Genomic DNA, 6,042 nt, shown 5'->3' on the forward strand with positions numbered 1-6,042 from the left:
AGCGGATGCCGGTCAGGTCGACGATGGCGCCGAACATGATCGGCAGGATGAAGCCACCGAGACCGCCGGCCAGGCCGACGACGCCCGAGACGGCACCGATGTTGTCGCTGTAGTCGTCGGCGATGAAGCGGAAGACCGAGGCCTTGCCGATCGCCATGGCGACGCCGACGACGAACAGCAGCAGGGTGAAGGTCACGGGGCCGAGGCCGATGTGCATGTCCATGCTGCCTGCGACGGTCTTGACGCTCATCGTCGTCTGCGGATACGACAGGATGAAGAAGCACACCCAGCACACCCACATTACCGACCAGGTGACCTTGTAGGCGCCGAATTTGTCCGAGATCCAGCCACCCAGTGCGCGCAGCACGCCGCCCGGCAGCGAGAAGCACGCAGCCAGCAGCGCGGCCTCTTTCAGGCCGAAGCCGTATTCGCCCACGTAGTACCTGGTCATCCACAGCGCCAGCGCGACGTAGCCGCCGAACACGACGGAGTAGTACTGGCAGTAGCGCCACACACGCGGATCCTTCAGCACGCGCATCTGCTGCGCGAAGCTCTCGCCCGATGCGGACTTGTGCGCCGGATCGGACCAGGTGCCGAACCAGAACAGCAACGCGGTGGCGACCATCGCGACCGCATACACCTTCGGCAGGCCCTGCCAACCGAGGCCGGCGATGATGGCCGGGGCCACGAACTTGGTCAGCGCGGAGCCGGAATTGCCGGCGCCGAACACGCCCATCGCGAAGCCGCGGCGTTCCTTGCCGAACCAGCGCGCGACGTACGGCGTGCCGACGGAGAACGAGCCGCCGGCCAGGCCGACGAACAGGCCGAGGACGAGGAAGTGCCAGTACTGCGTGGCGTAGCTGATGAGGTAGATGGGCAGCGCGCACGCGAGCATCAGCGTGAAGAACACGATGCGCCCGCCGTAGCGGTCGGTCCAGATGCCCAGCGGGACGCGCACGAGGGCGCCGCTCAGCACGGGCGTGGCGACGAGCAGGCCGAATTCCGTCTCGTTGAGGCCCAGTTTCGTCTTGATGGGGATGCCCAGCACGGCGAACATCATCCAGATGGCGAAGCAGATCGTGAAGGCGAACGTGCTGCTGACCAGGACCGCGAGGGGGCGTCTGTCGGTGCTCATGTTTTTTCTCCTGTTGAAAGCACTAGTCGATACGGGAAGCGTACGTGGCGCGGACGTGCCCAACCATTGGCCGGAGGTGTATTTCCGGCCGGGCAAGCGACCTAGGGGCTCTAGTCAAAAAGGCGTAGCGCCGTGTACGATGACGACTGGTCAAACAGCCGTACGAAAACGCCCATGCCGCACCCACTCACCCCGGACCAGCTCAGGAACATCGTCGACATCGCCGAGAACGCCGTGATCTGCACGGATGAGCGGCAAAAGATCATCTTTTTCAACCAGGGCGCGGAACGGGTATTCGGCTGGACGGCGGACGATGTCGTCGGCCAGGACCTGGCGATGCTGATGCCGGAACGCTTCCGCCCCGGCCATGCCGAGCGGGTGGCCGGCTTCCAGCACGGCGCGCGTACGGCGCGCCGCATGGGCGAACGGGGCACGATCTACGCCGTGCGCAAGGACGGCAGCGAATTCCCGGCCGAGGCGACCATCTCCAGGTCGGATGCGGACGGGCGCGTGATCCTCACGGCGATCCTGCAGGACATCTCGGAACGCCGCGCCTACGAGCGCGAGCTGGAACTGGCGCGCGACCGCGCGGAAGCGGCGATGCAGGCCAAGAGCATGTTCCTGGCCAATATGAGCCACGAGATCCGCACGCCGCTGAACGCCGTGATCGGCATGACGAGCCTGCTGCTGCACACGGACATCGACGAGGAGCAGCGCGACTACACGGAAACGATCCGTTCCAGCAGCGAGGCGCTGCTGGCCATCATCAACGACCTGCTGGATTATTCGAAGCTGGAAGCGGGGCGCCTGGACCTGGAGCGCCACGCGTTCGAGGTGCGCCGCTGCGTCGAGGAGGCGCTCGACCTGCTGGCCCCCGGCGCCAGCGAAAGGAACCTCGACCTCGCCTACATGATCGAGCCGGGCGTGCCCGCCACGATCCTCGCCGACGCCACGCGGCTGCGCCAGATCCTCGTCAATCTGCTCTCCAATGCGATCAAGTTCACGCACCACGGCGAAGTGGTCGTCACGGTGTCGGGCGCGCCGCGCGACGAAGGCGGCTACCGCCTCGTGTTCGCCGTGCGCGACACGGGCATCGGCATTCCGCCGCACCGCCTGGACGACATCTTCCACTCGTTCACCCAGGTCGACGCGTCGACGACCCGTCAATACGGCGGCACGGGCCTCGGCCTGACGATCAGCCGGCGCCTCGCCGAGATGATGGGCGGCGGCCTCACGGTGCAGAGCGAGCCGGGGCGGGGCTCGACGTTCAGCGCGGCCATCGTCGCCGACGCCTTCGACGACCAGCTGGCGGAGCACGTGTTGCGCGAGCGCGCGGCGACGGTGCGCGGACGGCGCATCCTGATCGTCGACGACAATGCCACCAACCGCCGGATCCTGATGAAGCAGGCGCTGTTATGGGGGATGGAGCCGCTGGCCGCCGCGTCGGCCGTCGAGGCGCTCGACCTCGTGCGCGACGGCCATCCGTTCGACGTGGCCGTGCTGGACATGCAGATGCCCGACATGGACGGCGGCCGCCTCGCGGCCGAGCTGCGCAAGCACCGCGACCGGGCGGCGCTGCCGCTCGTGCTGCTGACGTCCGTCGGTCATCGCCAGCACGGCGTGGACGGCGAGGCCGCGCGCGAATTCTCCGCCTGGCTGAGCAAGCCGATCAAGCCGGCCGCGCTGCTGGAAGCCCTGCAACAGGTGCTGGGTGCACGCCCGGCCGCGCGCCCGGCGCGTCCGGCGCCGAAGCCGGCACAGGCCGAGGCCGACCTGGCCATCCTCGTCGCCGAAGACAATACGATCAACCAGAAGGTGATCCGCCAGCTGTTGCTCCACCTGGGCTACCGCGCGGACGTCGTCGCCAACGGCCTCGAAGCCGTGGCGGCGCTGGAGCGCCAGGACTACCCGGTGATCCTGATGGACATGCAGATGCCGGAAATGGACGGCCTGGAGGCGACGCGCAAGCTGCGCCAGCGCTTCCGCGGCACCCATGCGCCGTACATCATCGCCATGACGGCGAATGCGCTGCCGGGCGACCGCGAACGCTGCCTGGACGCCGGCATGGACGACTACGTGCCGAAGCCGATCGAGATGGAGGTACTGGACCGGGCACTCGCCGCGGYGCGCGACCATGTGGCGAGCCGGCGCCAGGGTGGGGCGGTGCTCGACCCGTCCCGCATAGCCCAGCTGCGCGCGATCGACGACGAGGCGTCATTGCTGGACGACGTCGTGGATGCCTTCGTCGGCGAGGTGCCGCAGCTGCTGAACAAGCTGGAACACGCCGTGCGCGAGCAGGACGGGCAGCTGCTGGCGGCGACGGCGCACTACCTGTTGTCGAGCATCGATTTCGTGGGCGCCAACCGGATGCGGGTGCCGTGCACGAACCTCGAATTGATGGGGAAGGCGGAGAATTTCCAGGGTGCGGACGAACATCTCAATGCGCTCACGGCCGCGTATGACGAAACGAAAACGGTGCTCATTGCGTTGAGGTAGGGTGGGCACCCCGTACCCACGCGAACGTTCGCGGACCGCATGCGTCACGCGTGGGCTCGGGGAGCCCACCCTACGCGGTACGGGATGCATGTCCGCATCGCCGTTATAGGTTTGCGTCGCCGCGCCGTATTTACGTGTGTCGGTCCGCCCCGTTGCCCAAGCCCTGCTCGACGGCAAATACCGCCGCCTGCACCCGGCTCGACAAGCCGAGCTTCTTGAGGATGTTCTGCACGTGGATCTTGACCGTACTCTCGGCCAGGTCCAGCACGCGCGCGATCAGCTTGTTGCTTTCGCCTCGCGCCAGGCAGGCGAGAATCTCGCGCTCGCGCGGCGTCAGCTTGTCCAGTTCGGACGGCGGTGCCGCCGGCCGGGGTTCGCGCTGCTTCTGCAACTGGGCCACGAGCTTGGCCGCCATCGACTCGGCCAGCACGGATTCGCCGTTGGCCGCCCGTTCGATGGCGCGCTGGAGGTAGTCGGCGTCGATGTTCTTGATCAGGTAACCCCGCGCGCCGGCCTGCAGGGCGGTGGCGAGGTCCTCGCCTTCCTCGGATACGGTCAGCATGATCACGGCCGCCTCGGGCCAGCCCTGCAGGATCAGCTCCAGCGTTTCCACGCCGGTCATGCCGGGCATGTGCAGGTCGAGCAGGATCACGTCGGGCTTCAGCTGCATCGCCCGCTTGACGCCGTCGATGCCGTCCGACGCCTCCCCGACGACGGCGAAACGCGGATTGCGCTGCAGCAGCGAACGCACGCCGCTGCGGAACAATGTGTGGTCGTCGACCAGCAACACGCTGATCGGCTCGATCGGGTCTTGCATCTGGTACTCCATTCGATTCATGCGGCCCGCCTGTGTGCGCTCGCGACATGCAGGCGGACGGTGGTGCCCTTGCCGGCGCCGGAATCGATATCCAGGTCGGCATGGATGTGCCGGGCCCGTTCGCGCATGATGTGCAACCCGACGTGGCTGTCGCCTGCGCCGGGTTGGGCGGCGGTATCGAACCCGACGCCATTATCGCTGATCGATAGCGAAAAGTCTTGGCCGTCGCGCAGCCGTACGGCTACCGCGCCTGCGTTGGCGTGCTTGCGGATGTTCGACAGCGCTTCCTGCACGATGAACAGGATCTGCAACTGCTCCTCGCGCGAGAACGGGGGGCCGCCGCTGCCCTCGGCCGCGAAGCTCGCCTCGACGCCCGTCTGCGCGCGGAACTTGCGCACGGCGTTGCGCAGTGCGCTGTTCAGGTCATCCTCTTCGAGCCGGCTGCGGAAGTTCTGCAGCAGTTCGCGCACGTCCTCGTAGCTTTCCTGCACGCCCGCCCGCAGCATGGGCACGATCTCGGCCGCTTCCTGCTGCTGGCCGTGGCGCAGCGAGTCCTCCAGCATCTGCACCTGCAGGTTGAGGAAGTTCAGGCCCTGGGCGATGCTGTCGTGCAGGCCGCGCGCCACCATGTTGCGCTCTTCGGAGATGGCCATCTCGCGCTCGCGCGCGGCCAGGCGCATGTTCTCGATCGCGGTACCCAGCAGCCGCCCCAGCGTTTCCAGCAGGGCCGTCTCGCGGTCGTTGAACGTTCGCTGATCCGTGAAATGCAGGCTGAAGACCCCGAGGTGCTGGTCCTGCGCGAAGATCTGGAAGACGGAGACGGTGGCGAAGCCCTCGCGCGCACAACGCGACGGCTCCGGGTCGGGCAGGGTGCGCAGCAGGCGCACGACGGGCTGCCTGTCCTGCGCCGCCGAGCCGCACAGGCAGTCGCCCACGGGCATGCAGCGCTCGGTCCTCGCCATCTCGTCGGACAGGCCGCGCTGGACGACGAGGTGCAGCCGGTCGTTGCCTTCCTCGACGAGACGCACGGAACCGCCGGCGGCGCCGAAATAACGCATGATGCGGTCGACGAAGCCCTCGCACATCGGCTCGAGCGTCTGGCGCACCTGCAGGAACGCGGCGCTGTCGTACAGCAGCGCCAGTTCGCGGTTCTGGCCTTCCAGCGCCGCGGTCTTGGCGCGCACCTTGTCTTCCAGGCTGGCGTACACTCGTTCGAGCCGGTCGGCCATGTGGTTGAAGCCCGTGGCCAGCTGGCCGAATTCGTCGCGGCTGTCGACGTCCAGGCGTACGCCGAAATCGGTGTCGGCCATGCTGCGCATGCCGGCCTGCAGGCGCTCGACGGGTTCGACGATCAGGCTGAACATCAGGTACACGAGGATGACCGTGCCGCCCATCGCCAGTGCCATCAGCGCCAGCTGCGACGTGCGCAGCCAGAACGTGCGCACTTCGTTGTCGCGCTCGATCAGGCTGACGATCGCGTCGATGCTGYCCACGTAGTCGTCGACGGCACCGAGGAAGGCGCCCAGCGGCGCCACGCGGGCGTCGCCCTGTTCCTCCAGCACCCGCAGGGCCAGCGGGCGCAGCTCGCGCTGCC

Annotated in this window: 4 protein-coding genes; 1 reads left to right on the top strand and 3 read right to left on the bottom strand. The window is 67.6% G+C overall.

Translation table 11 applies throughout. From position 1 onward, the window contains the following. Positions 1-1,135: MFS transporter (locus AC1DYX_RS26455; protein ID WP_477264420.1), on the bottom strand; the 1,135-nt coding region annotated here is incomplete at its 3' end. Between the two features lie 174 nt (positions 1,136-1,309). Here AC1DYX_RS26455 and AC1DYX_RS26460 point away from each other — a divergent pair. Further along, positions 1,310-3,631, top strand: a complete 2,322-nt coding sequence (locus AC1DYX_RS26460) for a response regulator (RefSeq protein WP_477264422.1) — start codon at positions 1,310-1,312, stop codon at positions 3,629-3,631. Positions 3,632-3,761: 130 nt separating this feature from the next. Here AC1DYX_RS26460 and AC1DYX_RS26465 read toward each other — a convergent pair whose 3' ends face one another. Both AC1DYX_RS26465 and AC1DYX_RS26470 read right to left on the bottom strand, forming a co-directional pair. Beyond that, positions 3,762-4,469 carry a response regulator gene (locus AC1DYX_RS26465; protein ID WP_477264424.1) on the bottom strand — a complete coding sequence of 236 codons (708 nt, stop codon included), beginning with the start codon at positions 4,467-4,469 and terminating at the stop codon, positions 3,762-3,764. Next, positions 4,466-6,042, bottom strand: a 1,577-nt coding sequence (locus AC1DYX_RS26470) for a GAF domain-containing protein (protein WP_477264426.1), incomplete at its 5' end; no start/stop codon positions are given. The genes AC1DYX_RS26470 and AC1DYX_RS26465, both read right to left, overlap by 4 nt.

Source organism: Massilia sp. P2_C2 (assembly GCF_056404615.1).

Coding starts and splice junctions, on each gene's coding strand:
- AC1DYX_RS26465 (WP_477264424.1), bottom strand. CDS start 4,469: ATGAATCGAATGGAGTACCAGATGCAAGACCCGATCGAGCCGATCAGC.